The organism is Hydrocarboniphaga sp., from assembly GCF_965279055.1.
Taxonomy (GTDB): Bacteria; Pseudomonadota; Gammaproteobacteria; order Nevskiales; family Nevskiaceae; genus Hydrocarboniphaga.
Genome location: NZ_OZ257125.1, coordinates 4,424,944 through 4,451,350 on the forward strand (window position 1 = coordinate 4,424,944; position 26,407 = coordinate 4,451,350).

The 26,407-nt window shown below is 67.0% G+C and carries 23 protein-coding genes; 15 read left to right on the top strand and 8 right to left on the bottom strand.

Features of this window, described 5'->3' with window-relative positions:
- The first annotated feature begins 56 nt into the window (after positions 1–56).
- Genes ACQZF9_RS19925 through ACQZF9_RS19940 form a run of 4 tightly spaced genes read left to right on the top strand, consistent with a single transcriptional unit; the run spans position 57 to position 3,592 of the window.
- Positions 57–1,148, top strand: coding sequence for an alkene reductase (locus ACQZF9_RS19925; RefSeq protein ID WP_428310712.1), 1,092 nt, complete (start codon positions 57–59; stop codon positions 1,146–1,148).
- Entirely contained in the window at positions 1,135–2,742 is a 1,608-nt protein-coding gene (locus ACQZF9_RS19930) for an efflux transporter outer membrane subunit (RefSeq protein WP_428310713.1), read from the top strand. The genes ACQZF9_RS19925 and ACQZF9_RS19930 overlap by 14 nt, the downstream gene beginning before the upstream one ends.
- Positions 2,739–3,440: a glutathione binding-like protein gene (locus tag ACQZF9_RS19935; RefSeq protein WP_428310714.1), complete on the top strand. Its 702-nt coding sequence runs from the start codon at positions 2,739–2,741 to the stop codon at positions 3,438–3,440. Before ACQZF9_RS19930 ends, ACQZF9_RS19935 begins: the two co-directional genes overlap by 4 nt.
- A gap of 14 nt (positions 3,441–3,454) precedes the next feature.
- A complete protein-coding gene (locus ACQZF9_RS19940) occupies positions 3,455–3,592 on the top strand; it encodes a hypothetical protein (RefSeq protein ID WP_428310715.1) in 138 nt (45 codons plus the stop codon).
- 204 nt (positions 3,593–3,796) lie between these two features.
- Here the strand turns inward: ACQZF9_RS19940 and ACQZF9_RS19945 are convergent, their stop codons facing one another.
- From ACQZF9_RS19945 to ACQZF9_RS19960, 4 genes are all read right to left on the bottom strand, one after another.
- A complete protein-coding gene (locus ACQZF9_RS19945; RefSeq protein ID WP_428310716.1) occupies positions 3,797–4,906 on the bottom strand; it encodes a DNA topoisomerase IB in 1,110 nt (369 codons plus the stop codon).
- A 271-nt stretch (positions 4,907–5,177) separates the two neighbouring features.
- Complete coding sequence (locus ACQZF9_RS19950; RefSeq protein ID WP_428310717.1) at positions 5,178–6,689, bottom strand: aldehyde dehydrogenase family protein; 1,512 nt, start codon at positions 6,687–6,689, stop codon at positions 5,178–5,180.
- Between the two features lie 15 nt (positions 6,690–6,704).
- Positions 6,705–8,078, bottom strand: a complete 1,374-nt coding sequence (locus ACQZF9_RS19955) for a DUF1329 domain-containing protein (RefSeq protein WP_428310718.1) — start codon at positions 8,076–8,078, stop codon at positions 6,705–6,707.
- 209 nt (positions 8,079–8,287) lie between these two features.
- Positions 8,288–8,989 (bottom strand): helix-turn-helix domain-containing protein, encoded by a 702-nt coding sequence (locus ACQZF9_RS19960; protein WP_428310719.1) that lies wholly within the window; start codon positions 8,987–8,989, stop codon positions 8,288–8,290.
- Positions 8,990–9,092: 103 nt separating this feature from the next.
- On the opposite strand from ACQZF9_RS19960, the gene ACQZF9_RS19965 reads away from it, so the two are divergent.
- The 6 genes from ACQZF9_RS19965 to ACQZF9_RS19990 all read left to right on the top strand — a co-directional run bounded on the left by ACQZF9_RS19965 (position 9,093) and on the right by ACQZF9_RS19990 (position 15,653).
- Complete coding sequence (locus ACQZF9_RS19965; RefSeq protein ID WP_428310720.1) at positions 9,093–9,596, top strand: hypothetical protein; 504 nt, start codon at positions 9,093–9,095, stop codon at positions 9,594–9,596.
- Between the two features lie 147 nt (positions 9,597–9,743).
- A complete protein-coding gene (locus tag ACQZF9_RS19970) occupies positions 9,744–10,214 on the top strand; it encodes a MarR family winged helix-turn-helix transcriptional regulator (RefSeq protein WP_428310721.1) in 471 nt (156 codons plus the stop codon).
- Positions 10,214–11,716 (top strand): efflux transporter outer membrane subunit, encoded by a 1,503-nt coding sequence (locus ACQZF9_RS19975; protein ID WP_428310722.1) that lies wholly within the window; start codon positions 10,214–10,216, stop codon positions 11,714–11,716. Before ACQZF9_RS19970 ends, ACQZF9_RS19975 begins: the two co-directional genes overlap by 1 nt.
- The gene (locus ACQZF9_RS19980; protein ID WP_428310723.1) at positions 11,713–12,915 is read left to right on the top strand and encodes an HlyD family efflux transporter periplasmic adaptor subunit; all 1,203 of its coding nucleotides are present in this window, start codon (positions 11,713–11,715) and stop codon (positions 12,913–12,915) included. Before ACQZF9_RS19975 ends, ACQZF9_RS19980 begins: the two co-directional genes overlap by 4 nt.
- Positions 12,912–14,477, top strand: a complete 1,566-nt coding sequence (locus ACQZF9_RS19985) for a DHA2 family efflux MFS transporter permease subunit (RefSeq protein ID WP_428310724.1) — start codon at positions 12,912–12,914, stop codon at positions 14,475–14,477. Before ACQZF9_RS19980 ends, ACQZF9_RS19985 begins: the two co-directional genes overlap by 4 nt.
- Before the next feature lie 69 nt (positions 14,478–14,546).
- Positions 14,547–15,653 (top strand): SLC13 family permease, encoded by a 1,107-nt coding sequence (locus tag ACQZF9_RS19990; protein WP_428310725.1) that lies wholly within the window; start codon positions 14,547–14,549, stop codon positions 15,651–15,653.
- 91 nt (positions 15,654–15,744) lie between these two features.
- Here ACQZF9_RS19990 and ACQZF9_RS19995 read toward each other — a convergent pair whose 3' ends face one another.
- Positions 15,745–16,080, bottom strand: a complete 336-nt coding sequence (locus ACQZF9_RS19995; RefSeq protein ID WP_428310726.1) for a hypothetical protein — start codon at positions 16,078–16,080, stop codon at positions 15,745–15,747.
- 131 nt (positions 16,081–16,211) lie between these two features.
- Here ACQZF9_RS19995 and ACQZF9_RS20000 point away from each other — a divergent pair, with 131 nt between their 5' ends.
- Complete coding sequence (locus ACQZF9_RS20000; protein WP_428310727.1) at positions 16,212–19,076, top strand: DUF748 domain-containing protein; 2,865 nt, start codon at positions 16,212–16,214, stop codon at positions 19,074–19,076.
- A 5-nt stretch (positions 19,077–19,081) separates the two neighbouring features.
- Here ACQZF9_RS20000 and ACQZF9_RS20005 read toward each other — a convergent pair whose 3' ends face one another.
- Positions 19,082–20,731 carry a serine hydrolase domain-containing protein gene (locus ACQZF9_RS20005; RefSeq protein ID WP_428310728.1) on the bottom strand — a complete coding sequence of 550 codons (1,650 nt, stop codon included), beginning with the start codon at positions 20,729–20,731 and terminating at the stop codon, positions 19,082–19,084.
- A 138-nt stretch (positions 20,732–20,869) separates the two neighbouring features.
- On the opposite strand from ACQZF9_RS20005, the gene ACQZF9_RS20010 reads away from it, so the two are divergent.
- The 3 genes from ACQZF9_RS20010 to ACQZF9_RS20020 are packed head-to-tail and all read left to right on the top strand — an operon-like array spanning position 20,870 to position 23,032.
- Complete coding sequence (locus ACQZF9_RS20010) at positions 20,870–21,001, top strand: hypothetical protein (protein ID WP_428310729.1); 132 nt, start codon at positions 20,870–20,872, stop codon at positions 20,999–21,001.
- Positions 21,002–21,011: 10 nt separating this feature from the next.
- Complete coding sequence (locus ACQZF9_RS20015; protein ID WP_428310730.1) at positions 21,012–22,052, top strand: DUF1611 domain-containing protein; 1,041 nt, start codon at positions 21,012–21,014, stop codon at positions 22,050–22,052.
- Entirely contained in the window at positions 22,049–23,032 is a 984-nt protein-coding gene (locus tag ACQZF9_RS20020; protein WP_428310731.1) for a dipeptide epimerase, read from the top strand. Before ACQZF9_RS20015 ends, ACQZF9_RS20020 begins: the two co-directional genes overlap by 4 nt.
- Before the next feature lie 4 nt (positions 23,033–23,036).
- Here the strand turns inward: ACQZF9_RS20020 and ACQZF9_RS20025 are convergent, their stop codons facing one another.
- Entirely contained in the window at positions 23,037–23,420 is a 384-nt protein-coding gene (locus tag ACQZF9_RS20025; RefSeq protein ID WP_428310732.1) for a RidA family protein, read from the bottom strand.
- A gap of 110 nt (positions 23,421–23,530) precedes the next feature.
- Positions 23,531–24,760 carry an amidohydrolase family protein gene (locus ACQZF9_RS20030; protein WP_428310733.1) on the bottom strand — a complete coding sequence of 410 codons (1,230 nt, stop codon included), beginning with the start codon at positions 24,758–24,760 and terminating at the stop codon, positions 23,531–23,533.
- A gap of 197 nt (positions 24,761–24,957) precedes the next feature.
- Here ACQZF9_RS20030 and ACQZF9_RS20035 point away from each other — a divergent pair, with 197 nt between their 5' ends.
- Positions 24,958–26,340, top strand: a complete 1,383-nt coding sequence (locus ACQZF9_RS20035; protein WP_428310734.1) for an MFS transporter — start codon at positions 24,958–24,960, stop codon at positions 26,338–26,340.
- The last annotated feature ends 67 nt before the right edge of the window (positions 26,341–26,407 follow it).

The following is a 26,407-nucleotide window of genomic DNA, read 5'->3' on the forward strand; positions in this document are numbered from 1 at the left end:
GAGTCTTACATCGACAGCGTCGCAAGACTTCAGACCCATTGCACAAGGAACAAACCATGACCGACAAACTCCTCACCCCCGTCAAGCTCGGCGACCTGCAGCTGCGCAACCGCATCGTGATGTCGCCGATGACGCGCACGCGCGCCAGCCTCAGCCATGTTCCCAGCGAGCTGATGGTCGAGCACTACACGCAGCGCGCCGACGCCGGCCTGATCATCACCGAGTGCTCGATGGTCAGCGCCGACGCCTCGGCCTTCATCACCGATCCGGGCATCTTCAACGACGCGCAGATCGCCGCCTGGCGCAAGGTCACCGATGCGGTGCACGCCAAGGGCGGGCTGATCGCGATGCAGATCTGGCATCCGGGCCGCGCCACGCATCCGTACAACAACGACGGCGTCGAGTCGGTGTCGTCCACCGACCGCGCGATCCGCGACGACGGCATCAACACGCTGGCCGGCAAGCAGCCGCAGGCAACGCCGCGGCGTCTGCGCATAGATGAGCTGCCGGGCATCGTCGCGCAATTCCGCAAGGGCGCCGAGAACGCCAAGCGCGCCGGTTTCGACGCGGTGCAGATTCACGGCGCGCACGGTTATCTGCTCGACCAGTTCCTGCGCGACAGCGTCAACGACCGCAAGGACGAATACGGCGGCAGCATCGCCAACCGCGCGCGGCTGCTGTTCGAAGTCGTCGACGCCGCGATCGCCGTCTACGGCGCCGGTCGCGTCGGTCTGCGCATTTCGCCGCTGGTGGCCTACAACGACGTCAGCGATTCCGATCCGGTGGAGCTGGTGCGCTATGTCGCCGAACAGTTCGAGAAGCGTCGCGGCGGTTTCTTCGAGCTGCGCCACAACCAGCACAGCGATCCGAAGGAGCTGGAGCTGGCCGGCATCGCGCGCAACATCCTGACCGTGCCGCTGCTGCTCAACGGCGGCTACACGCGCGAATCCGGCGAAGCCGACGTCGAGTCCGGCCTCGCCGACGCGATCGTCTATGGCAAGCCTTACATCGCCAATCCCGACCTGGTCGAGCGCTTCCGCCTGCGCGCGCCGCTCAACGAGGTCGATTTCAGCACGCTGTATGCGGGCGGCGCGTCGGGCTACACCGACTACCCGCGTTATGAGGGAAAAACCCATGAACACGCATAAAAATCATTTCAAGATTCCGTACACCAAAACCGCGGCTGCGCTGCTGAGCGCGCTGCTCGCCGCCTGCGCGGTCGGACCGGACTACCAGAAGCCCGAGGCGCCGCAGATCGTCGGCAACAGCGACAGCGCGATGAACGTCGCCGCCACCGACGGCGTCTACGACGCGGCCAATCCGCAGCTGCAGTTCTGGACGCTGTTCGACGATCGCGAACTCAGCGCGCTGGTCGACCGCTCGCTGGGCGCGAATCACGATCTGCGCATCGCGCTGGCGAATCTCAACGAGGCACGCGCGCTGCGTCGCGAGGCGCGTTTCGACTATCTGCCGACGATCACCGCGCAGGGCGGCTACACGCGCTCGCTGCAAGCCTCGGCGCAGGCGCCGGGCTACGATCGCGACCAGCGTGAAAACGGCGTCTACAACGGCAGCTTCGACGCCTACTGGGAGCTCGACCTGTTCGGCCGCGTGCGTCGCGCCAACGAATCGGTGAAGGCCGGCGAAGAAGCGCTGGCCGCGAACCTGCACGACGCGCAGATCAGCGTCGCCGCCGAAGTCGCGCGCAACTACTTCGAGCTGCGCGGCGCGCAGGAACGCCTGGACGTGGCGCGTCGCAACGCCGCCAACCAGCTTGAGACCGTGCGCTACGCCGAGGCGCGTTTCGACGCCGGTGGCGGCACCGAGTTCGACGTGTCGCGCGCCCGCGCGCAGCTGTCGACGACGCTGGCCGCGATTCCGGTGATCGAGACCACGGTCGAGAACACCATCCATCGTCTGTCGGTGCTCAGCGGCCAGGTGCCAACCGCGCTGCAAAGCGAGCTGCGCCCGGCTGCGGCCTTGCCGGAACTGCCGCGCGTGACCAGCATCGGCCGGCCCGAAGACCTGCTGCGCCGCCGCGCCGACGTGCGGTCGGTCGAGCGTCGCCTCGCCGCGAGCACCGCCGACATCGGCGTCGCCACCGCGGACCTGTTCCCGCGCGTGACCTTCACCGGTGAAGTCGGATTCGCAGTCAAAGATACCGACCAGATCGGCCATTCGGTCGGCGAAACCTGGGGCTACGGCCCGGGCATCAGCTGGGCCGCGCTGGATCTGGGCCGCGTCAAGGCACGCATCGACCAGACCAAGGCGCGCCGCGACGGCAGCTTGGCGCTGTACGAGCAGACCGTGCTGCGCGCGCTGGAAGAGACCGAGAACACGCTGGTCGCCTACGGCCGCTCGCGCGAGCAGCTCGACCATCTGCGCGACAGCGTCACCGCCAGCGATCGCGCCGCCGAACTCGCGCGCATCCGCTTTGATGGCGGCGCCAGCTCCTTCCTCGACGTGCTCGACGCCGAGCGCTCGCAGCTTGAGGCGCAGGATCGCCTGGTGCAGGCCCGCACCGGATCGGCGACCGGCCTGATCGCGCTGTACAAGGCACTCGGCGGCGGCTGGAACGAGGCGCCGGTGAAATCGCTGAACGATCAGCCGGTCGCGGTCTCGGCGCCGCAGCAGCAACAGCGCCTGGCCTTGTCCGCCGCGAACGCGCCGAAGAAAGCCAGGGCTTTGGCCAGCTGGAGCTCGTTCAACACCACCTACCTGCCGCAAAGCGCCGCGCCATGATCGACCTGTACTACTGGACCACGCCCAACGGCCACAAGATCACGCTATTCCTCGAGGAAAGCGCGCTGGACTATCGCCTGCTGCCGGTGCATATCGGCCGCGGCGAGCAGTTCAGGCCCGAGTTCCTGAGCATCGCGCCGAACAACCGCATTCCGGCGATCGTCGATCAGGCGCCGGCCGACGGCGGCGCACCGATCTCCTTGTTCGAGTCCGGCGCGATCCTGCTGTACCTGGCGGACAAGAGCAGGCAGTTCATCCCGGCCGATCTGCGCGGCCGCAATGAAGTGCTGCAATGGCTGTTCTGGCAGATGGGCGGCCTGGGGCCGATGGCCGGGCAGAACCATCATTTCAGCCAGTACGCGCCGGAAAAGCTGCCCTACGCGATCCAGCGCTACGTCAAGGAGACCAACCGGCTCTACGGCGTGCTCGACCGGCGCCTGGCTGACAGGGCGTTCATCGCCGGCGAGGCCTACAGCATCGCCGACATGGCGATCTACCCGTGGATCGTGCCTCACGAAAATCAGGGCCAGGATCTGGGAGATTTTCCACATCTTTCGCGTTGGTTCCACGCGATCGCCGCGCGGCCCGGCACGGTTCGCGCATATCAGCTCGCAGAGCGCATCAACCAGACACCGACCGTGGACGAAGCCGCCAAGAAAATTCTGTTCGGCCAGGACGCCAGGACCGGTGCCTCGTGAGCGAGCAACCCATCATGAAACCGATCCTGATCGCCATCGCCGCCGCCACCCTGATTCTGCTCGGCCTGCAAAGCGCCGCGGATTTGTCGCGGCCCACCGGCGGATCGCTGAACGTGGCGCAGCGCGCGCCGGATGGGTCCGCGACGCGTTGAAGTGACCCGCTTGCCCGGTCGCGGACAGGGTCCGCTCCTACACGCATCCATCACGCCCTTGTAGGAGCGGACCCCGTCCGCGACCGCCGATCTGCGCGACTCCACTTGAATCCCGGATTCATCGGTTCCGCGGGGAGTCCGCCTTAACCAGCTGAGCCCCGCTGACCGATCGTTTCATGCGCTCGCGCCAGCGGCATCCGTATTTCACTTCTTTGCACTGCGGCGCGCCTGCTGCTTCAGAAAACTCAGTGCCAGCTGCTCGGCCCTGCGCGGCGCGTGGCGCAGGTCCTCGCGTATCACCCGGTGCAGGTGGCCGGCGCGCCAGGCCTCGAACACCACCGGGTTGATGTAGGACTTCTTGCAGACCGCCGGCGTATTGCCCAGCTCGCTCGCCACCTGCTTGATCGCGCAGACGATGCACGTGGTCAGCGCGCGTTCGCTGGCGACCGCAGGCAGCGGCGTGCAGCCCATCAGCGCGATCGCACGCAGGGTTCCGCCCCAGGTGCGGAAGTCTTTTGCGGTGAAACCTTCGTCGCCGTCCCTGGCACCGAGCGCGGTACGAAGGTAGTCGTTGAGCTGGCCGGAATCGACGCCGTGACGCTGGCCGTCGTCGTCCAGATACTGGAACAGCTGCTGCCCCGGAATCTGCCGGCAGGCACGGACGATGCGCGCCAGGCGCTTGTCACTGATTACGACTTCGCGATCGACCCCGCCCTTGGCACGGAAGCGGAACATCGCGCGGCCATCGCGGACGAACTGCACATGCCGGTCACGCAAGGTGGTCAGGCCGAAGCTCTGGTTGCTGCGCGCGTACTCGACGTTGCCGACGCGAATCAGCGTCGAATCCAGCAGCGCGGCGAGCACCGCGAGCACCTTGTCGCGCGGCAGGCCTGGCAACGCCAGATCGCGCTTTATTTTGCGGCGCAGCTTCGGCAGCGCCTCGCCGAACTCGATCATGCGTTCGAACTTGCTGCCGTCGCGCGCGGCGCGCCATTGCGCGTGATAGCGGTATTGCTTGCGGCCGCGGGCGTCGATCCCGGTGGCCTGCAGATGACCTTTTGGCTGGGCGCAAATCCAGACGTCTTTATATGCCGGCGGGATCGCGAGCTGGATGATGCGCGCGATCGTGTCGTCGTCCTTTACCGGTTTTCTGGTTCGGGCATCGAGGTAGCGGAAACCGGCCTTGGTCTTGATGCGGGTGATACCGGGGTCGCGATCGGAAACGTAGCGCAGGCCGGCGGCGCGCGCGGCGGTTTGGGCCGCTTCGGTCGTTTCGGCGTTCGTCGCTCGCAGTTCGGGGATCGCGCCATCCATGGTTTCAGAATGGGGCGGTGTGTCTGAATCTGTCGTGAGCGAGCGGTGCTGGCTGTCGCTGTCGTGTTGTTGTGCTCTGCGGGTTTGCAGGCCTCGCCCGCGTGGCCGAAGAAGGCACACCCTGGAACCCGGTACAGCGAAGTATCCGAACCTGTAGGAGCGGACCCTGTCCGCGACTGCGCCGTCGGAGTGTGAGTCGCGGACAGGGTCCGCTCCTACAGGTCGAGCGCGGCGCTTTTGACTGCCGCCGATCGGGAAGCGCAGCCTTAGCTCAGTGCTTCGGAAAGAACAGGGAGCGAAGCTTGATCACGGCCGTGATCATCGGCACGACAAACGACGGGATCGGCTTCTCGGCGGTGACCAGCCCCGACAGCTGCTTCTTGTACTTGTCCGTCAGCGGCGGAAACATCTCGCGCGGGTCCTGCAGCGGCGGCCCTTCCTCGACGATCGCGCGCGCGTTCGAGCACTCGTTGAACGTTGCGAAGCCGACCATGCGGCCGATGCCGCTGGAATTCACGCCGCCGAACGGCAGATGCGGATTGGTGCCCGACTGCACGACATTGTGATTGACCACGCTACTGCCCGAGGTCGTGTGGCGGATGAAAAACTCGGTCGCCTCTTTATCCTTCGAGAACACATACAGCGCCAGCGGCTTGTCGCGAGCCGCGATATACGAGATCACTTCCTGGCGATCGCGGTACGGCACGATCGCGATCACCGGCCCGAAGATTTCTTCCTTCATCAGCCGCATGTCCTCGGTCACGCCGGTGACCACGGTCGGCGCGATGTAGCGATCCTCGGCGCGATAGTCGCCGCCGATTTCGAACGTCGCACCCTTGGCGCGCGCATCGTCGATCAGGCCCTTGATGCGCTCGAAGTGACGCGCGTTGATGATGCGCGGAAACTCGGGGTTGTTTTCGAAGCCGCTGCCGCGCGGGTTGTACATCGCGCTGATTTCCCGCACCAGCGCAGCGGTGTAGCGATGCGCGACCGACTCGTGCACCAGCACGTAATCCGGCGCGATGCAGGCCTGGCCGGCGTTGCACATGCGGCCCCAGCTGGTCTTCAGTGCCGCGTCCTCGACGTCGGCACTGACGTCGATGATGCTCGGATTCTTGCCGCCCATCTCCAGCGTGACGGAGGCAAAATGATCCGCCGCCGCTTTCATGACGATGCGGCCGACGTGGTTGTTGCCGATGTAGAAGATGTGATTGAACGGGCAGGCGAGCAGCGCCTGCGCGGCTTCGGCGCCGCCTTCTATCAGGCTCAGCTCGCCGTCGGGGAACGCCTCCTTGACGATCTTCGCGCATAGCGCGGAGGAATGCGGCGACAGCTCGCTGGGCTTGATGATGATGCTGTTGCCGCCGGCGATCGCGCCGAGCACCGGCAGAAAACCGATCACATAGGGCGCATTCCAGCTCGGCAGCACCAGCACCGTGCCCTTGGGCTCGTAGCGCACGTAGCACTTTTTGCCGAGGGTCATCAGCGAGGCCGGCGCCGGCTTGGGCGTCATCCAGTCACGCAGGTTCTTGGCGATGAAATCGGCCTCGAACTTCAGCATCACCAGCTCGCCGTCCATGTCCGGCGGCGTCAGGCCACGTTCGAGCCTGCCGGTTTCATAAATCTGCTCGCGATATTTCATCATCGTCTTCATCAGACGCTGAATCTTGGCGATGCGCTGCTCGGCCGTGGTGTCGACCAGCGCCGGCGCCATCGCCTTGACGCGATCGAACACCGCGCGGATCGCATCGGCCTGCATCGGCATATCGGTAGCAGCATTCATGGTCGAACCCCCGACTCAGTGACCGGCGCGGCCTGCCGCTTCCGGCGTGAACAGCGAAGCCGACATCGGCGTGTTGATGCGCCACCAGTCGTTGCCGCGCTCGTTGACCAGATAACCCGCTTCGTAGGCACCGGCGGTCAGGTCCATGTAGAACGAGGCGCCGCGGTGGAAACTCGCGGATTCCTGCGAGTAGTGATAGGTGATCATCGAGATGCGCCACAGCTGGTCGCGGCCGTCGTAGTTGTCGGCCCACAGCACCTGCCAGTTGTCCTCATCGACGTAGATCTGGCGCTTTTTGTAGATGTGGCGCACGCCTTCCTTCAACGTCGCCTCGAGCACCCACACGCGATGCATTTCGTAGCGGATGTAGTCCGGGTTGGGCACGTTCGGCTTGATGATGTCGGAATACTTCAGCGCCGGATCGTTGATCTTGAAGTTGTGATACGGCACGTAGATTTCTTTCTTGCCGACCAGTTTCCAGGTGTAGCGTTCCGGCGAGCCGTTGAAGCCGTAGTCGTCGTCGATGGTGCGTGCGCCGGCCGGGGGCACCGGGTAGTCGAAGCCGATTTCCGGCGCCTGGCGCACGCGCCGCGTGCCGGGCAGGTACTGCCAGGCCTGGGTGTGATCCTTGGCGAAATTGTTCGGCTGGAAACCGACCGCGACATAGCCCTTGTCGCGTTCCGGCAGCGAGTAGCCGGTGTAGAAATACGCATTGATGCGCTGATCCACAAACTGCAGGCGCTTGGCGGGATCGTTCATCAGGTTGTAGGTCATGAACTTGTTGCGACCCCAGGCGACGCTGCCGTTGGCGTACACGTTGGCGATATCACAGACCGCTTTCTCGGTGCTGGGCCGGAACGAGGTCGTGGTGTTCCAGATCACTTCCAGGCCGCTTTGCGGAATCGGGAACGACGAGGCGCCGCCGGTGCCGGTGGCGCCCCGGCCGTCGTCGACCAGCTCGGCGCTGACCGCGTTCTTCTTCGAGGTATCGCAGACCCAGGACGGGAAGCCGAAGTCGCGATGGCTGGGATAGACGTTGACCTTGTAGTTCGGATACTTCTTCAGCATCGCCTTCTGGCCTTCGGTCAGATTGGCGGCGTACTGCGCCATGTTGGCGGCGGTGATCGTGAACTTGGGCTTCTCGTCGGCATAAGGGCCGGGCTCGTAGCCGCTGGGGCCCTTCATGCCCGGCCATTTGCCGACGTATTTGCCGGTGTATTCGGCGACGCCGGTGGCGCTGCCGGCGCGCTCGGCGCCGCCGCAGGTCAGCCGCGGGCCATCGAGTTCGGCGGCCTTTTCGGGCGTGACCTTGGCCAGGCTTGCCGTGATCGGCAACAGCAAGCCGGCGATCAGGGCCACACAGCCGCTCAGGCGGATTCCACGCTTCATACCGTTCTCCTCATCGCGTGAGCCCTGGCGGTGTACCGCTGCGCCGGGCTCGTATTCGTATCGAAAGATGCTGGGTCGTCAGCATCCTCTGATGGCTGCGGCGGGCTTACATCATCCGAAATAAGTACCCCGGCAATGAGGTGAACCTGTAGGAGCGGCCTTGGCCGCGACTGAGGCTCCGGGGGCACAGTCGCGGACAGGGTCCGCTCCTACAGTGGCGGGGGTAGCGTTTCGCCGCGCGTTTGTGCGACACCGGCGAGCAGATGCTGCAACAGCCGCTTCCAGTCGCCGGAACCCAGATCCACCTGCGCCGCAACCGCCGCGCGTATCAGCGGTAACTCGTCGGCGGCGCGGTCCGCCAGCGCGCGCACGAAGGCGTCCTGCTCGTCACCCGCATCGGCACGGGCACGCTGCGCGGTCGCCGCGACCGCGGCACCGACCGTCAGCATGCCGATCGCGCGAAACAGATGCAGGCCTTCGGCGGGCGAGAAGCCGTGCTGGTGCATCGCCGCCAGAAACGGCTCCAGGTAATCGACCTCGATGTCCGGCCCCAGCCGGCCGCGCATCAGCTCCTGGATCACCAGCGGTTCGCGCGCCAGCGATTCGAACAGGTTTTCGGCGTAGCGCGCGGCGAGCTGCGACCAGTGCAGATCGGCCGCGCTCGGCAGCCGCCGTTCCATCGCCAGCCTGACCGTGGCCAGCCGCAGCAGCTCGTCGCGATTGCGCACGTGGCGGTACAGCGTCGACGAGCCGACGCCGAGCCGCTCGGCGACCATCGGCAAGCTGACCCGGTCCAGGCCGATTTCCAGCGCCGCGTCGAGAATCAGCTGCAGGTTGACGCGCGGCGGCCGGCCAACACGGCCCGGCGTGGCGGCGGGCACGACGGCGGTTTCGGCGGCATCCGGGCTCATGCCAGCAGTCTCCCGCAGCCGCCCCCGCGGTTCATCCCCCGCACGGACTACGCGCCGATGCCGGCTCCCGATCACGCTGCATCAAAACCACGGGGAAACCGACATGGCGCGCTGGCTCGACCGCTTTCTGATGCTGCTGTTCGCACTGGCCGGGTTCACGTCCCTGGTCTACACCCCACTGTTCCTGCTGGGCTGCGGCTGGGACGGGCTGGCACTGGGCGCCGACGGACCGTGCGCCGCAAGCTGGGCCGGGCGCGGCTGGCTGGCCTACACCCAGGTCGAGCCGCTGTATTCGAACATTCCGATCTGGCTGCAGATGGTCAACGAGTTCGATACCTACTTCTTCGGCTGGTTCTACCTGTTGTCGCTGATCGTGTTCCTGCGCGGCCGCCAGCGGCATCCCGGCTACCGCGCGCTGGCCACGTTCATGAGCGGCATGATGGCCTACGCGATGACCTTCTACATGGTCTGGGAGATCCGCACCTACCGCGACACCGGCGCCGACCTGGGCGCGGTGATCACGTTCAACGGCATGTGGGTGCTGCTGTTCGTGAGCCTGATGGCACGGCTCTATCTGGTCCGCGAGCCTGAGTCCGCCGCGGCCTGATCAGCGCCGGCTCGCCGGCGCGGCACCGGAGCACACCACCGGCTGCAGCCCTGCCCCTTGCCGGGAGCCCTCTGAAAAAATCTTGACAGGCAGTTTCTGCAGGATCAGTATCTGCCGCGTCAATATCTGCCTAGGCAGCTAATTCAGATGGCCCAGCATTACGACGTCAAGAGTTTCAGCTCCGGCAAGAGCATCGGTTACCTGGTCAAGCTCGCCCATCTGCTGATGGTCGACCGCGCCACCGAGGCCTTTGCCGGCCACGATCTGTCGTTCGTGCAGTGGGTGGTGATGATCCGCCTCAAGGAAGGCAAGGAAGTCACAGCCAGCGATCTGTGCCGCGCGCTGCGCCACGACACCGGCGCGCTGACGCGGATGATCGACCAGCTCGAGGAACGCGGCTACGTCTCGCGCCTGCGCAGCAAGGAAGACCGCCGCGTGGTGCGCCTGGCGCTGACGGCAGCCGGCACGCGTATCACCGACCAGCTGACACCGATCGTCGTCGAGCGCCTGAACACCGCGCTGGCCGGCTTCAGCAAAACCGAATTCAACGAACTGTCGCGTCTGCTGACCAAGCTCATCGACACCTTGCAGGCGGCAACCGGCGCCGGAGAATCCTGATGCAAACACTCAAGACCATGGCGACCGTGCTGGCGCCTGCCGCGATGCTGCTGGCGGCCGGCTGCGCCGCGGTGCCCAAGACCGAGCCGGCGATCAAGGCGGTCGACGCGCAGCAGCTCGGCCTGTCGCAGCAACGCATGCTCGCGGTCGATCAGCAGTGGTGGAAGGGCTTCGGCGATCCGCAGCTGGACTCGCTGATCGAGGAGGCGATGGCGCGCAACCCGACGCTGGACGAGGCGATCTCGCGGGTGCGCCGCGCGCAGGCGCAGGCACTCGCCGCCGGTGCCGGCAGCCAGCCGCAGCTGTCGCTGGACGGCAATGAAACGCGCCAGCGCCTGTCCGAGAATTACACGGCGCCACCCAAATCCGTCGGCTTCGGCGCCGGTGGCGGTGGCGTCTACTGGATCGGCGAACTCGGCCTGAACCTGGGCTGGGACCTGGATTTCTGGGGCCGCCAGGCGAGCCTGCTGCAGGCGGCGAAAATGCAGGCTTACGCAGCCGAACTCGATCGCGCCAGCGCCAGGCTCGCGCTGGCCGGCTCGATCGCGCAGGCCTATGTCGACCTGTATCGCGCCTACGAACTCGCCGATGTCGCCGCCGACGCCGAGACACAGCGCGCCTCGCTGCTGCAGCTGGCGCAGAGCCGCGTGCGCGCCGGGCTCGATACCAATGTGGAAGTGAAGAATGCCGAGGCGATGCTGCCGCAGGCGCGGCTCGCAAGGCTGATGGCCGAAAACCAGCGCGACGTCGCCGTGCATCGCCTGGCCGCGCTCGCCGGCCACGGCGCCGACTGGTACGACAAGATCCAGCGCCCGCAGCTGAAGCTCGACGCGGCACTGCCGCTGCCCGACGCGCTGCCGATGGATCTGCTGGCGCACAGACCCGACGTGATCGCGGCGAAGACGCGCATCGACGCGGCCACCGCCGATCGCGCCGCCGCCAAAGCCGCGTTCTATCCGGACATCAGCCTGCGCGCCTTCGCCGGCTTTCAGGCTGTCGGCCTGGACAAGCTGCTGGATTCCAACAGCGCCGCCTATGGCGCCGGCCCGGCGATCCATCTGCCGATCTTCGACGCGCACCGGCTCGAGGCCGGCTACATCGGCGCGACCGCGGAGATCGACGGCGCGGTGTCGCAGTACAACGACACCGTGCTCGGCGCGGTGCGCGATGTCTCCGACGCGCTCAGCCGCGGCGACTCGCTGATGCGCCAGCATGGCGAATCGGCGCAGAGCCTGAGCGCAGCGCAGGCTGCCTACGACCTGGCGAAAAGCCGCTACCAGTCCGGCCTGAGTTCGCAGCTCACCGTGCTCAATGCCGAGACGCAGTTGCTCGGCCTGCGCGCCAACATGATCAGCATCAACGCCAATCTGGTGATCTCGCGCGTGACCTTGCTGCTGACGCTGGGCGGCAGCTTCGAGCCGCCGTCCGACAGCGCCGCGATCAATACCGATAACGCTACTTCCCCTACTTCCGCCGCCGCCGGTTCCGGAGCGCAATCATGAATCAGACCCCTCAAAATCCCGCGGCCGCGCCTGCTGCTGCGCCGAACAACAACAAGCGCCGCGGCCGGCTGATCGTGCTCGGCATCGTCGTCGTCGCCGCGCTCGTCGGCTACGGCATCTACTGGTACACGCACGCGAGGTTCTTCGAAGGCACCGACGACGCCTACGTCGCAAGCGATCTGGTGCAGATCACCTCCGAGGTCGCCGGCACCGTGATCGCGGTACATGTCGACGACACCCAGCACGTCGAACGCGGCCAGGCTCTGCTCGAACTCGATCCCGCCGACGCGGAAGTGGCGATGGCCTCGGCCGAAGCCGAACTCGCGCGCAGCGTGCGCAGCGTGCGCGGCGTGTTCTCGCAGGCCGACGGCATCAAGGCGCAGATTCGCGAGCGCCAGGTTGCACTGAGTGCCGCACAGTCCGACCTCAAGCGCCGGCAGATGTCGGCCGGCGACGGCAGCGTCTCGGCCGAGGAACTGCAGCATGCCAAGGACCAGGTTGCCAGCCTCAGCGCCGCGCTGAACGTCAGCAACGAAAGCCTGGTGACGACGCAGGCGCAGATCAGCGGCACGCAGATCGAAAGCAATCCGCAGGTGCTCGCGGCCGCGGCCAAGGTGCGTGAAGTGGCGCTGTCGCTGAAGCGCACCAGGATCAATGCGCCGGTCGCTGGCGTGGTCGCGCGCCGCGGCGTGCAGATCGGCTCGCGCATCGCGCCGGGCACGCCGCTGCTCGCGGTGGTGCCGCTGGACCAGGCCTGGGTCGACGCCAACTTCAAGGAAGTGCAGCTGCCGAGCATGCGCATCGGCCAGCCGGTGGAGCTGCATGCCGATCTTTACGGCGGCGACGTCACCTATCACGGCAAGATCGCCGGCCTCGGCGCCGGCAGCGGCAGCGCCTTCGCCCTGCTGCCGGCGCAGAACGCCAGCGGCAACTGGATCAAGATCGTGCAGCGCGTGCCGGTGCGCATCGCGCTCGATCCGCAGGAGCTGGCCGCGCATCCGCTGCGCGTCGGCCTGTCGATGAAAGTCGAAGTCGATCTGCACGACACCTCCGGCTCGCTGGTCGCCTCCACCGTGCGGGCGCAGCCGCAGCGCACGGTGATGTCGGAAGACCATAACGACGAGATCGACGCGAAGATCGCCAGGATCATCGCCGACAACGCCGGCCTGGCGGTCGATGCGGCCGGCCGCAGCCAATGAGCGGCGCCGGTAGCAATGCAGCTGCGGGCGCGCCGCCGGCATTGCCGCCGGTCAAGGGCTCGCATGCGCTGGTGGCGACCGCGCTGGCCGTCGGCACGTTCATGCAGGTGCTCGACACCACGATCGCCAACGTGTCGATTCCGACGATCTCCGGCAACCTGGGCGTGTCCAGCGATCAGGGCACCTGGGTGATCACCTCGTTCGCGGTCGCCAACGGCATCTCGGTGCCGCTGACCGGCTGGCTGATGCAGCGCTTCGGCGTGGTGCGCGTATTCGTGCTGTCGGTGCTCGCGTTCACCATCGCCTCGTTCCTGTGCGGCGTCGCCTGGAGCCTGTCGTCGCTGATCATGTTTCGCGTGCTGCAGGGCGCGGTGTCGGGGCCGATGATTCCCGGATCGCAGGCCCTGCTGATGTCGATTTTCCCGCCACACAAGAAAGGCACGGCGCTGGCGATCTGGTCGATGACGACCCTGGTCGCGCCGATCTGCGGGCCGATACTCGGCGGCCATATTTCCGACAACTATTCCTGGCCGTGGATCTTCCTGATCAACGTGCCGGTGGGCCTGTTCTGCGCGGCGATCTGCTGGAGCGGGCTCAAGGGTCGCGAGACACCGACGCGGCAGATTCCGATCGACAGCGTCGGCCTTGGCCTGCTGGTGGTCTGGGTCGGTGCGTTGCAGATCATGCTCGACACCGGCAAGGATCATGACTGGTTCGCGTCGAGCGCGATCGTGGTCGAGGCGATCGTCGCCGCGGTCGGTTTCGTCGCCTTCATCATCTGGGAACTCGGCGAGAAGAACCCGATCATCGACCTGAGCCTGTTCAAGAACCGCAACTTCAGTTTCGGCGTGCTCGCGTTCTGTGTCGGCTATGCGCTGTTCTTCGGCTCGGTGGTGCTGCAGCCGCTGTGGATGCAGACCTGGCTCGGCTATACCGCGACCTGGGCCGGCCTGGTCGCCGCACCCAGCGGCGTGGTCGCCGTGCTGCTGTCGCCGCTGGTGGGCAAGAACATCGGCCGCTTCGATCCGCGCCTGTTCGGCATGGCCGCGTTCATCATCTTCGGCATTTCGTACTTCATGCGCGCTGGCTACACCGCCGACGCGAGCTACCTGACGTACATGATTCCGCTGCTGGTGCAGGGCATCGGCATGTCGATGTTCTTCGTCGCGATGCTGACCATCCTGCTCGACGGCGTGCCGGACAACAAAATCCCGGCGGCCTCGGGCCTGTCCAACTTTCTGCGCATCACCGCGGGCGCGTTCGCGACCTCGATCGTCACCACGTTCTGGGATCGCCACGCGGCGCTGCACCAGACGCGGCTCGCCGAGGCCACGAGCATTTACGATCCGCGCCTGCAGCAGGCGGTCACCGGGCTCAACGGCCTGGGCCTGAACGATCAGCAGGCGGTCGGCGCGCTGACCCGCACGATGACTGGCCAGGCGTATCTGATGTCGGCGCTGGATTTCTTCTGGATCTGCGGCTGGATCAGCTTCGCCGTCGCCGGCCTGGTGTGGTTCACGCGGCGGCCTCGCGGCGCGGCGCATGCGGTGGCGGCGGATTGACGCAAGCCTGAATCCGCCATCCCGGGGTTCGGGTGGAACCCTTGGCGGTATGCGACGATTCGCCTCCGCATGAGAAAAACCCTGTCCCGAGTCCTGCGCGATGACTGGCTGCTGCTGACGCTGGCCGTCGCCGCGATCCTGCTGCTGGCGCTGCGCCCGCAGCCGCCGCTGGCGGTCGCGCGGCTGATCGACTGGCAGACCATCGCCGCACTCGCCGGCCTGCTGATGCTGACCAAGGGCATCGAAAGCAGCGGCGCGCTGCAGGCCCTGGCGCGCCGGGTACTCGAGCGCGTGACCCGCCTGCGTGCGCTGGCACTGATGCTGACCGCGCTGGCCGCGGCGCTGTCGGCGGTGGTCACCAACGACGTCTGCCTGTTCCTGCTGGTGCCGCTGACGCGCGCACTGGCGCAGCAGGCCGAGCTGCCGCTGGCGCGCATCGTCGCGCTGGAGGCGCTGGCGGTGAACGCCGGCTCGGCGCTGACGCCGATCGGCAATCCGCAGAACCTGTTCCTGTGGCAGTTCTCGCACATGGGCTTCGGCGAGTTCGTGGTGATGATGCTGCCGGCGGTGGCGATCATGCTGGCGCTGTTGTTGCCGGTGGCCTGGTTCGCGCTACCGGATGCGACCGTGTCGCTGCGCGGCGGCGAGCCGCAGACGCCGCCACAAAAGCGCCTGCTGTGGACTTCGGCCGGGTTGTTCGCACCGTTCGTGCTGGCGCTGAACTTCGGCCTGCTGTGGCCGGCGCTGGCGATCGTCGCGCTGGTGTTCGTCATCGCGCATCGCCGCGTGCTTGGCCAGGTGGACTGGAGCCTGCTGCCGATCATCGCGCTGATGTTCGTCGACATGCGCCTGCTGGCGTCGCTGCCGGCGGTGGCGGCCTGGCTGGCGTCGTTGCCGATCGCCAGCGGTCTCAATGGCTATCTCGCCGCGCTGCTGAGTTCGCAGCTGGTCAGCAACGTGCCGGCGGCGATCCTGCTGGCGCCGCTGGTGCACGATCTGCCGGCGCTGGCCGCCGGCGTCAGCGTCGGCGGCTTCGGCCTGTTCATCGGCTCGCTGGCCAACCTGATCGCGCTGCGCCTGTCGGGCGCGCCCGGCGGCATGCGCGTGCTGCACGCGTTCTCGCTTCCGTTCCTGCTGATTTGCGGCGCGGCGGTGGCGGCACTGCAGCTGCTGTAGTACTGCTCGCGCTGATCGCGTCGGCGCTGGCCGTGGCGGCGACGCCCGACGGTAGGCCGGCACTCCCTTGCCGACCGACGTTCAGTGCCCGCTACTCGGTGAACTCGTAGACCTCGGTGTCGCACAAGTCGACCTTGCGCTGCTCGACCGCCTCACCGTCCTCGAACACGCCTTTCAGGTCATACCGGCAATCCTCGCGACGATCGCCGATGGTGATCTTGACGCTTTCACCGGGCTCGAGCACGTCCTGGCCGAGAATGTCCTCTTCCCAGTCCTCGGTGCCCGGCGGCGAGGCATAAAACTCGGTCAAGGCTGCCGAGGTTTTGTTCTTCAGCTTGAAAAGCAGATCGCCTTTGGCGGCCTGAGCCGACATCGACACCGCTGCACTGGCCAGTGCCAGCAAAACTCCCATCCACCGCTTCTTCATGTATCCCCTCCCCAGGGAATCGGGCGTGGTGCCCGGCCACAGCATAGGCCGGTAAGCCGTGCCGGCGCGAGCTAGAGTAGGCGCTGCTTTCACGACCCCGACCGCCACCCGAAGCGGAGCCTGCCAGCCCGATGCCGACCGATCGCCTTCCACGCCGTCGCTGGTGGCGGCTGCCCATCGCCGCCGCGATCCTGCTGCTGGCATATGCGCTGGCCGGCTTCGTCGGCCTGCCGTGGCTGCTGCGCACGCTCGCGCAAGAGCAGGCCGGCAGGCTCGGCCGCCAGCTCCAGATCGGCGCGATCCGCGTCAATCCGTTTACGTTCGAACTCGGCATCGACGCGCTCAAACTCAGCGAAGCCGACGGCCAGCCGCTAGTGGCATTGGATGCGCTGTATGTCGATCTCGACCTGCTGCATTCCATCCTCGAGCGCGGCGCGGTGCTGAGCGCGGTACGCTGCGATGCGCCGGATATCGCGCTGCTGATCGACGCCGGTGGCAGCCTCAACTGGAAGCGCCTGTTGCCGCCTTCCGCCGATAGCGCCGAGCCGCCGTCGGCGCTGCCGGCGCTGCGCGTCACGGAGCTGAGCATCGCCAGAGGCCGCCTCTGGTTCGAGGATCGCAGCCGGCCCGAGACCTTCAGCAGCGTCATCTCGCCGATCGCATTCACGCTGCAGGATTTCCGTACCGCGCCGGCACACCGGAACCGCTACCAGTTCAGCGCCGCCGCCAGCAGCGGCGAAACCCTGAGCTGGTCCGGCGACTTCAGCCTGCAGCCGCTCACGTCACAGGGCCATTTCGTGCTGGGCAAACTGCAGGCCGCAACGCTGACGCGCTTTCTGCAGCAGCCGTTGCCGGTACACCTGGTGTCGGGCAGCGGCGAACTCAGCGGTGACTATCAGCTGTCACTGGCCGACGCGCCGTCGCTGGAATTGCGCATCCCCAAAATCAGCCTGTATCGGCTGGCCCTGGCCGAGGCCGGCGAAGCGGCGCCGACCCTGTCGATCGCCGAGCTGTCGCTGCTGGGCCTCGATGTCTCCCTGGGCCAGCGCGCGGTCAAGCTGCAGCGCATCGAGATCAACCAGCTCAAGGCGGACGCGCAGCGCGCGGCCGACGGCAGCCTCAATTTGTCGCGGCTGTATACGCCGCCGGCCGCGTCCGGCTCACCGGCCGGCCCGCAATGGAGCGTCGCGGTGCAACGCGTCGATCTTATCGACAACGACATTCGCGTCAGCGATCACAGTGTCGAGCCGGCACTGCAGCTTTCGCTGTCGCCGCTGAATGCCAGCCTGCGCAATGTGTCGTCCGATCTGAGCGCCGCGCTGCAGATCGAGCTGTCCGGCACGCTCGGTCGCAGCGGCAAACTGCGCGCGCTGGGCGACGTGGTGCCGCAGCCGCTGTCGGCAAACCTGGCGCTGGACGCCAGCGGCATCGATCTGACCGTGCTGCAGCCCTATGTCGCGATGCACAGCGGCGTCGCGCTGCAATCCGGGCTGCTGTCGGCCAAGGGCAAGCTGCGGTACGCGCAGCCACCGGCGCCGGCCGACGCGCAGATCGCGTTCGACGGCAGCGCCGCACTGTCGCAACTCGATGTCCAGGACCGAGCGCTGAAACAGGAGCTGCTGAAGTGGCGCGAGCTGCGCGTCGCCGGCATCGACTACCGCAGCATGCCGGCGCGGCTGAGTATCGAGCGCATCGATCTGCTGGCGCCGGAGACCCGTGTGACGATCTCAGCGACGCGCGAAATCAACATCGCCACCGCGCTGGCCGCGCCCGGCTCTGCACCGCCGACTCCCGCGCCCGATGCAGCGGACAAAGCAAGCGTCACCCAAAAAACCTCGCCGGCGCTGCCCTGGACCATCGGCAGGATTCACGTCGAAGAAGGCCAGATGCAGTTCACCGACCGGTCGATCGATCCGAACTTTTCCGCCGGCATTTTCGCGCTGGCCGGCGACATCAGCGCGCTGGGCAGCGATGCCGCGGTGCGCGCGACCATCGAGCTCGCCGGCAAGGTCGACGAGTTCGCGCCGGTGCTGATCAGCGGCGAGCTGACGCCGTCGCAGTTCGATCGTTACAGCGATCTGAAGCTGAGCTTCCACAACATGGATCTGGTGCGTTTCAACCCGTATTCCGGCCGTTTTGCCGGCTACAACATCGTCAAGGGCAAGCTCAGCACCGAGCTGCATTACCAGATCCGCGACCGCGAGCTGGCCGCCGAACACCATGTGATCCTCGACCAGCTGGAGTTCGGCGATGCCACCGGCTCCAAGGATGCGGTGCCGCTGCCGATCAAGCTCGCCGCCGCGCTGCTCAAGGACCGCCACGGCGTCATCGACCTCGCGCTGCCGGTACGCGGCAGCCTCGACGACCCGGCCTTCGACATCGGCGCGATGGTCGGCAAGGTACTCGGCAACCTGCTGGTCAAAGCGGTGTCCGCGCCGTTCACCGCGCTGGCCTCGCTGTTCGGCGGCAATGGCGAAGAGCTGGCCTATGTCAGCTTCGCCGCCGGCAGCGCCGAGCTCGGCGAAGCCGAGCGGCGCAAGCTCGATCAGCTGGCGAATGCGCTGATCGAAAGACCGGAGCTGAAGCTCGACATTCCGCTGGCCGCGCTGGACTCGGAGGACGGCGCCGCGCTGGCGCGACAGCAGCTGCTCGGCCCGATCGCAGCCGATGCCGACGCCAGGCAACGACTGAAAGCGCTGGAGCAGCAGCATCGCCAGCTGCTGGGCGCCGATCCGGACTACAGCGCGCTGTCGCCGGAACCGAACGCCGACGACAAGCTCGCCGCGCGCACCGCCTTCGTCGAAGCCGCGCTCATACCCAAACTCAAACCCGACGCCGAGCAGCTCAAACGTCTCGCCATCGACCGCGCGCGCCAGGTGCAGGCCGCGATCCTCGCGCATGGCGAAATCCAGCCCGAACGCCTGTTCCTGACCGCGCGCGAATCCGCCAGCAGCGGCAGCGACGGCGACGTGCGCATGCAGTTGAGCCTGCAGTAGGTTCCCTAGGTTCTCTGCAGCCACAGATCGCGCGTACGCGCGCTGTTGAGCCACAGGCCGGTAACGCGGCCGTCGCGGCGCTCGACCGACAGGCTGCCGAGGGTCGGCAGCGGGATCGGGAACGTGCCGCCGAGCTCGAAGCCGCAGACCGCTGTGGAGAACGGCGTCAGCCGCAGGCGGCTCTGGCCGTAGTCCGGGCGCAGGTCCAGGTACAACGCGCCGTCCTCTAAAATCACCGCGAGCTCGCGATCGAAGTCGTCGTAGCGATAGCGGCCGACGAGATCCGCAGCCAGATCGGCGGCGGCAGGACCGGCATCCGGCAGGCGCGTGAACGATTCGCGGTGGCCGCTGACGGTGAAGGCCAGCTGCCCGGGTTTCCCGTCGATGCCCGCCGCCAGCAGCACCTCGATCGCGCCGTGCGCGGGACTGTTCATGCGCAGCCCGGCCTCGCTGGTTTTCAGCACGCCCATCAACTGTTGATGCACCGACAGCGCCAACACCGGCGGCTGGCCTTCCTGCGGATGCGCGACGATGCCGAACAGGCGATGCGATGCGCTCGAGTACCAGCGGCCGATGACGTCGTCGCGACCTTCGGCGATCGGCAGCACGTCAGCCGCGGGCAGTGCATCGCCGAGCACGCTGTCGATCACTTTCAGCGCCATCGCCGACGCGTTTCCATCCATGCGGTTGAACATCACGATGATGTCCAGCGCGTGCTCCGGCACGCTCAGCATCTGGCAGGTGCCGCCGAGCACCGCGCCGGCATGATGCACGATGCCGACGCCGCGATAGGTCTCGCAAATCAGGCCCAGGCCATACTCGCCGCTGGCGCCGCTGCTGTAGCGCGCCGGCTGCAGCATCTGTTGCCAGCTCGCGGCGCGGCCGACGAGCTTGTCGGCGCTGCGCAGATGCGCCAGCCAGCGCAGCATGTCGTCGATGCTCGACACCATGCCGCCGGAACCCAGCAGTTCTTCGGACGGGTACAGGCCGCGACGATAACGGCCATCGGCCTGCGGCAGATGCAGCGAGGCGATGCCGGCGATCATGCTCATGTCGCTGGGCAGCAGCTGCGTATCGCGCAAGCCGAGCGGATCGAAGATGCGCTGCTGCAGAAACCCGGCCAGCGGCATCTGGCCGACGCGCTCCACCGCGAGCGACAGCAGGTGATAGCCGTTGTTGTTGTAAACCATGCGCTCGCCGGGCGCGTCGTTGGCACTGCCGAAGCGCTGGCTCAGTTCCAGCCCGGCACCGGCGTGGAGCATCACCGGAAAGCTGCGGCAGAACAGCAGGCCCGGCAGATCGTAGGGATCGCGCAGTCCGCCGGTGTGCTGCATCAGCTGACGCACTGTCGGATCGCCGGCGGGCCCGCTCAGCTCCGGCAGCAGCTGCCTGATCGGCGCATCGATATCGATCAGCCGGTCTTCGGCGAGCAGCAAGGCCGCGAGCACCACGAACTGCTTGCTGGTCGAGCCGATGCGCATGCGCGTTTGCGGCGTGTTGAGCGTGCCGTGCTCGACGCTGGCGAGACCGAAGCCGCGGCGATAGATCGGCTGGCCGTGCTGCGCGACGCCGACGACCAGGCCGGGCGCATCGCTGCGGTTCCAGGGCTGGAACAGCGCGTCGAGTTTCTCGGCAGTCGTGGCGTTCGCTTGCATTGCTTTGTGCCCTTGATTGTCGAGCGTCACCGCTACGCTGCCGAGTGGGTACGCAGGCAGGCCCGCAACTCGGCAGGAACGGAGTCGGAGTCGCCCGCTGTTGCCGACTGTGCAGCGACGGCGCCGCCGGCGCCATCGATGAAAACACCGGAACGCCGGGTCATTGCCGCGAAGGCGGGCATGACGGTGCAGCGCGCGGCATTACAGCATTTTCACGGATGTAGCCCGGCGCTCGCGGCTGCTCTACTGGCCTGGTCAACAATTCACTGACGAGATCCCATTGAACCCGCAAGCCGCCCCGACCTTCGCCACCACGGTGGTGCTGCGCAAGCCCTATCTGCTGTTTCTCGGCGAAGCCCGCCATTTTTCGCGCGCCAAGACGGCCTTCGGCCTGCGCGACTGGGCGCCGGAAGCCTGCATCGCGCAGCTCAGCCTGCCGGCTTGCGAGGTGTCGCTGGAGCTGCCGGAAATGACGCCGGCGCAGGCCGCGGAAAAAGGCGCGGGCTCGCTGCTGATCGGCATCGCGCCGATCGGCGGACAGGTCGCGGCGAGCTGGATTCCCAGCCTGTTCGCCGGCATCGAGGCCGGGCTGGATATCGTCAGCGGCCTGCACAGCCCGCTGTCGAATATTCCGGGCCTGGCCGACGCGGCAGCGGCGCGCGGCGTGCGCCTGATCGACGTACGCAAGCCGCCGGAGAATCTGCCGGTCGGCAGCGGCCGCAAACGCAGCGGCCTGCGCCTGCTGACGGTCGGCACCGACTGCGCGCTCGGCAAGAAGTACACGGCACTCGCGTTGACCAGGGCGCTGCAAACAAAGGGCATCGCCGCGGATTTTCGCGCCAGCGGCCAGACCGGCATCATGATCGCCGGCAGCGGCATCCCGCTGGATTCGGTGGTCTCGGACTTCGTGGCCGGCGCGGCGGAATGCCTGTCGCCGGATGCGGCCGCGCATCACTGGGACATCGTCGAAGGCCAGGGTTCGCTGTTCCATCCGGCCTACGCCGGCGTCACGCTCGGGCTGATCCACGGCTCGCAGCCGGATGCGATGGTGCTGTGCCACGACCCGCATCGCACGCACATCTGGGGCTCGCCGGATTATCCGACGCCGTCGCTGAAAATCGCGATCGAGCAATACCTGCAGGCGGCGCGGCTGACCAACCCGAAGGCGCGCATGGTCGGCATCAGCTTCAACAGCTCGGCGCTGGACGACGAGCAGCGCGCGAGGCTGTTCGCCGAGACCGAAGCCGAACTCGGCCTGCCCTGCTTCGACCCGCTGAAGACCTCGCTGGACGCGGTGATCGCGCGGATGCTCGCGGCATGAAGCGCACGCTGAAGGCCTACGCGCAGGCCTGGCCGATGATCGAGCCGTTCGTGATCGCACGCGGCACGCAGACCACGGCGGACATGGTCGTCGTCGAGCTGTCGTGTGAAGGCGCGACCGGCCGCGGTGAAGCGCATGGCGTGCCCTACGCCGGCGAAACGCAGCAGACGCTGCTGCAGGACATCGAAGGCGTGCGCGCCGCGATCGAAGCCGGCGCCGACCGCCAGGACCTGCTGAAGCTGCTGCCGGCCGGCGGCGCGCGCAATGCGCTCGACGCGGCGCTGTGGGATCTGGAAGCCAAGCTCAGCGGCATTCCAGCCTGGCGCGGCGCTGGCCTGGATCGCGGTAACGCGATCACCAGCGCGGTGACCATCGGCATTCGCACGCTGCCCGAGTACGACAAGGCAGCGCGCGCGCTGGCCGAGCATCCGTGGATCAAGATCAAGGTCGCGCAGCGCGATCCGATCGCGGCGGTGCGCGCGGTGCGCGCGGCGGCACCGAAAGCGAAACTCGTCGTCGACGCGAACCAGGCCTGGACCGTAGCCGAACTTCAAACCTACATGCCGGCGTTGGTCGAGCTCGGCGTCGATCTGCTCGAACAGCCGGTCAAGGTCGGGCTCGACGACGCGCTGTACGGCTACGCCAGCCCGATCCCGATCTGCGCCGACGAGTCGATCAACACCGCGGCCGATCTGCCGCGGCTGATCGGCCGCTACCAGTTCATCAACATCAAGCTCGACAAGACCGGCGGCCTGACCACGGCGCTGCAACTGGCGCGCGCCGCGCAGAAGCTCGGCTTTCGTTTGATGAGCGGCTGCATGTGCGGCAGCTCGCTGGCGATGGCGCCGTCGCTGGTGCTGGCGCAGCTGTGCGAGATCAACGACCTCGACGGCCCGATGCTGCAAGTCGGCGACTGGCCCGGCGCACCGGCCTGCGTGCGCGGCCTGATGTCGCCGCCGTGGCCGGGCTTCTGGGGCTAAAGCTTCAGCCGGCGTAAGCGATCGCGTCGATTTCGACCTTGGCGCCGGCAATCAGCAGATCGCTGACCACGGTCGAGCGCGCCGGCGGACGATCCGGGAAGAACTCGCGATAGGCCGCGTTGAACGCGGGAAAGTCGGCCTTGTCGGTCAGCCACACCGACATCTTGACCACCGCGCTGAGTTCGACATTCGCCAGCGCCAGCACCGCGCGAATGCGCTCCATCGCGTGACGCGCCTGCGCGGCGACATCGTCGGCGACGACCACACCGGCATCGTCGATGCCGAGCTGGCCCGAGACGAAAACGAAATCACCGGCGCGGATCGCGGGTGTCAGTGGGATCGACAGACCGTTGGAGAGCGCGCGCGCTGTGCCGATGGCTTGGATCATTTGAACTGCTCCTGTTGGATGGACCTGTAGGAGCGGACCCTGTCCGCGACTGAACCCTTGCAGAGCAGAGTCGCGGACAGGGTCCGCTCCTACAGTTGGGAAATCGTGGTTTACATCTGCAGCTTGGCGAACCGCCCATCCTTCATGATCACCGGCAGATGCGCGCCGTTGGCGGCGAGCAGCTCGATGTCCTGCAGCGGGTTGCCGTCGACGACCAGCAGGTCGGCGAACGCGCCCTGCGCGACCACGCCAAGCTGGCCCTGCATGTTGAGGATCTCCGCATTGATCGCGGTCGCCGAATGCAGGATGTCGAAAGGCTGCAGCACCTGCCGGCGCAGGCTGAACTCCGAGCCCTGGCGCGTATGCGCCTGGCCCATCAGATCGGTGCCGAAACCCATTTTGACGCCGGCACGCTTCATCACCGCGAGCCCGGCGACCGCACGGTCCGCGACCATCAACAGCTTGTCGTAGGAATCCGCGCTCAGGCCGATCTCGCGGCCGATGTCCTTGAGCGCGAAGATCGTCGCCATCGTCGGCACCACGTAGGCCTTGCTGGCGGCGACGAACTCGGCGGTGGCTTCGTCGATCAGGGTGCCGTGCTCGATGCTGCGCACGCCGAGTGCGACGCAGCGGCGTATCGCTTCCGCCGGGTGGCAGTGCGCGGCGACGTAGGCGCCGTGACGGCGGCACTCCTCGACCATCACGCTGATCTCGGCGTCCGAATACTGGCAGCGGTCCAGCGGATCGGTGGTCGAGACCACGCCGCCGGAGCCCATGATCTTGATGTGGTGCGCGCCCTTGCGCAGCTCTTCGCGGACTGCCTTGGTGCATTCGACGACACCGTCGGCGACCACCGAGAACGAGTTGCGCAGCGAGCCGCAATTGCAGAAGTCGCTGCCCTGGTGCATCGGCCGCATGTCGCCGTGGCCGCCGGTCTGGGTGATGAAGACGCCGCCGTAGAAAAAGCGCGGGCCGTCGAGAAAACCGTCGCGCAGCGCCATCGCCATGCCGTGATCGCCGCCGCCGACATCGCGCACGCTGGTGAATCCGCAGGACAGGATATGGCGCAGGAATTTCTGCGCGTACTGCGCGCGATACGTGATCGGCGGCTCCGGCGGCGCCAGCTTCAGCGACTCGCCGTAGATGTGCACGTGGTTGTCGATCAGCCCGGGCATCAGCGTCTTGCCGCTGCAGTCGATCCTGTGCGCGTTGTCGGCGCGGATCGGGCGATCCGACACTTCGCGGATGCGCGAGCCCTCGACTAGCACGAACATGCCGTCCGGCGTCTCCGGCGAGTGGCCGTCGAACAGCCTGGCATTTTCGAAAAGCACTGAGTCCATGGAATGCTCCGCAACCGTCGTCACAACGCGAAGACGCCATCCTAGTGGCCGGTTCCGGCCATCGACAGCCTTTGCGCCGCCGCGCGCGATATTCAGGTAGTTTCACTGTGGCTGGCGCAGGCGGCCGGCTGTTGTACTGGCCGCAGGCACCACCATTCGCAGCCAGAACCGACCATGAACCGCGTCAACAGGAACCCGTGAAACAGGACACCGTGCTGGGCCGCGGCCTGCTGTTTGCGTTCGCGCTGCCGGCGATCATGCTCGGCTTCACCCACGCGCCCGAGTCCAGCGTGCAGGGCATCTACGCCAAGCACGCGGGCCTGTCGCTGTCGGCCATCGCCAGCGCGATGCTGCTGTCGCGGATCTTCGACGCGATCACCTATCCGCTGATCGGCCAGCTCTCCGATTACACCTACCGCAAGACCGGCAGCCGCAAGCCCTGGATCGCGGCCGGCACCCTCGTCACCGTGCTCGGCCTGTGGTTTCTGTACCGGCCGCCGGCGAACGTCAGCATCACCTACTACACGGTCTGGACCATCGTCACCTACGTCGGCTGGAAGCTGACCGAGATCCCGTATGGCGCCTGGAGCTACGGACTGTCCGGCGATTACGCGCAGCGCGCTCGCGTGCAGGTCTGGCGCAGCATCGCGATGGTGGTCGGCGGCATGGTGTTCTTCGCGGTGCCGCAACTGTCCAAGGCGCTGGGCCTGACCGCGAGCAGCGAAATGAATCTGCAGACCCTGTCGTTCGCGGCCATTGCGATCGCCGTCTGCGTGCCGCTGATCAATGCGTATGCGCTGGCACGCGTGCCCAACGGCGACGCGCCGCTGCCGAGCCAGAATCCGCTCGCGCTCGGCGACTGGCGCGGCCTGGTCCGCGCGATCACCCGCAACCGCGCGATGCTGCATCTGCTGTCGGCGTTCGTGCCGGTGGCCTTCATCTGCAGCATGGCGGTGGCGGTCAACTACCTGTTCATCGACTCGTATCTGCATCTGTCCGAACAGCTGCCGACCATCATGCTCGTGGCCACGCCGTTCGCGCTGCTCGGCCTTCCGTTCTGGGGCTGGATCTTCATGAAGTTCGAACGCCACCGGGTGTGGGCGGTGTCGCTGGTACTGAGCGCGCTGGCCTACAGCACCATCGGCTTCGCGCCTATCGGCACCGACGGACTCTGGCTGGTGGCGGCGGCGAACGCGATCACCAACTTCTGCCTGATGGCGACCGCAATCGCGGTGCCGTCGATGATGGGCGACGTCGTCGACGACGAGCGCCTGCGTAGCGGCGAAGATCGCGGCGGACTGTACTCGGCGGTGTCCGCGTTCACCGGCAAATCCATGGCCGGCGTCGCCGGTGCGGCGGGGCTGTATCTGCTCGACGTGCTCGGCTTCAGCGCCTCGGCCACCGAGCAGACCGCGCAGGGCGCGTTCGCGATCAAGCTGATCGCGGCCTGGCTGCCGACCGTCGGCATGGCCTGCGGCGCCGCGCTGATCTGGCGCTTCCCGATCGACCGCGCGCGCCAGCAGGCGACGCGGCAAGCGCTGCAGGCGCGCGACGGCGCCGAGTCGTCGCCACCCCTGTAGGAGCGGACCCTGTCCGCGACTGTGCTCGGGCAGCGCGAGTCGCGGACAGGGTCCGCTCCTACAGGTG

What these genes read in the sequence shown, in the direction of transcription:
- ACQZF9_RS19995 (WP_428310726.1), bottom strand. Translation starts at nt 16,080, where the DNA reads ATGAAGAAGCGGTGGATGGGAGTTTTGCTGGCACTGGCCAGTGCAGCG.
- ACQZF9_RS20005 (WP_428310728.1), bottom strand. Translation starts at nt 20,731, where the DNA reads ATGCAAGCGAACGCCACGACTGCCGAGAAACTCGACGCGCTGTTCCAG.
- ACQZF9_RS19975 (WP_428310722.1), top strand. Translation starts at nt 10,214, where the DNA reads ATGCAAACACTCAAGACCATGGCGACCGTGCTGGCGCCTGCCGCGATG.
- ACQZF9_RS20010 (WP_428310729.1), top strand. Translation starts at nt 20,870, where the DNA reads ATGAAAACACCGGAACGCCGGGTCATTGCCGCGAAGGCGGGCATGACG.
- ACQZF9_RS19980 (WP_428310723.1), top strand. Translation starts at nt 11,713, where the DNA reads ATGAATCAGACCCCTCAAAATCCCGCGGCCGCGCCTGCTGCTGCGCCG.
- ACQZF9_RS19935 (WP_428310714.1), top strand. Translation starts at nt 2,739, where the DNA reads ATGATCGACCTGTACTACTGGACCACGCCCAACGGCCACAAGATCACG.
- ACQZF9_RS19960 (WP_428310719.1), bottom strand. Translation starts at nt 8,989, where the DNA reads ATGAGCCCGGATGCCGCCGAAACCGCCGTCGTGCCCGCCGCCACGCCG.
- ACQZF9_RS19965 (WP_428310720.1), top strand. Translation starts at nt 9,093, where the DNA reads ATGGCGCGCTGGCTCGACCGCTTTCTGATGCTGCTGTTCGCACTGGCC.
- ACQZF9_RS19940 (WP_428310715.1), top strand. Translation starts at nt 3,455, where the DNA reads ATGAAACCGATCCTGATCGCCATCGCCGCCGCCACCCTGATTCTGCTC.
- ACQZF9_RS19930 (WP_428310713.1), top strand. Translation starts at nt 1,135, where the DNA reads ATGAACACGCATAAAAATCATTTCAAGATTCCGTACACCAAAACCGCG.
- ACQZF9_RS19985 (WP_428310724.1), top strand. Translation starts at nt 12,912, where the DNA reads ATGAGCGGCGCCGGTAGCAATGCAGCTGCGGGCGCGCCGCCGGCATTG.
- ACQZF9_RS19990 (WP_428310725.1), top strand. Translation starts at nt 14,547, where the DNA reads ATGAGAAAAACCCTGTCCCGAGTCCTGCGCGATGACTGGCTGCTGCTG.
- ACQZF9_RS19945 (WP_428310716.1), bottom strand. Translation starts at nt 4,906, where the DNA reads ATGGATGGCGCGATCCCCGAACTGCGAGCGACGAACGCCGAAACGACC.
- ACQZF9_RS20000 (WP_428310727.1), top strand. Translation starts at nt 16,212, where the DNA reads ATGCCGACCGATCGCCTTCCACGCCGTCGCTGGTGGCGGCTGCCCATC.
- ACQZF9_RS19955 (WP_428310718.1), bottom strand. Translation starts at nt 8,078, where the DNA reads ATGAAGCGTGGAATCCGCCTGAGCGGCTGTGTGGCCCTGATCGCCGGC.
- ACQZF9_RS19970 (WP_428310721.1), top strand. Translation starts at nt 9,744, where the DNA reads ATGGCCCAGCATTACGACGTCAAGAGTTTCAGCTCCGGCAAGAGCATC.
- ACQZF9_RS20025 (WP_428310732.1), bottom strand. Translation starts at nt 23,420, where the DNA reads ATGATCCAAGCCATCGGCACAGCGCGCGCGCTCTCCAACGGTCTGTCG.
- ACQZF9_RS20030 (WP_428310733.1), bottom strand. Translation starts at nt 24,760, where the DNA reads ATGGACTCAGTGCTTTTCGAAAATGCCAGGCTGTTCGACGGCCACTCG.
- ACQZF9_RS19950 (WP_428310717.1), bottom strand. Translation starts at nt 6,689, where the DNA reads ATGAATGCTGCTACCGATATGCCGATGCAGGCCGATGCGATCCGCGCG.
- ACQZF9_RS19925 (WP_428310712.1), top strand. Translation starts at nt 57, where the DNA reads ATGACCGACAAACTCCTCACCCCCGTCAAGCTCGGCGACCTGCAGCTG.
- ACQZF9_RS20020 (WP_428310731.1), top strand. Translation starts at nt 22,049, where the DNA reads ATGAAGCGCACGCTGAAGGCCTACGCGCAGGCCTGGCCGATGATCGAG.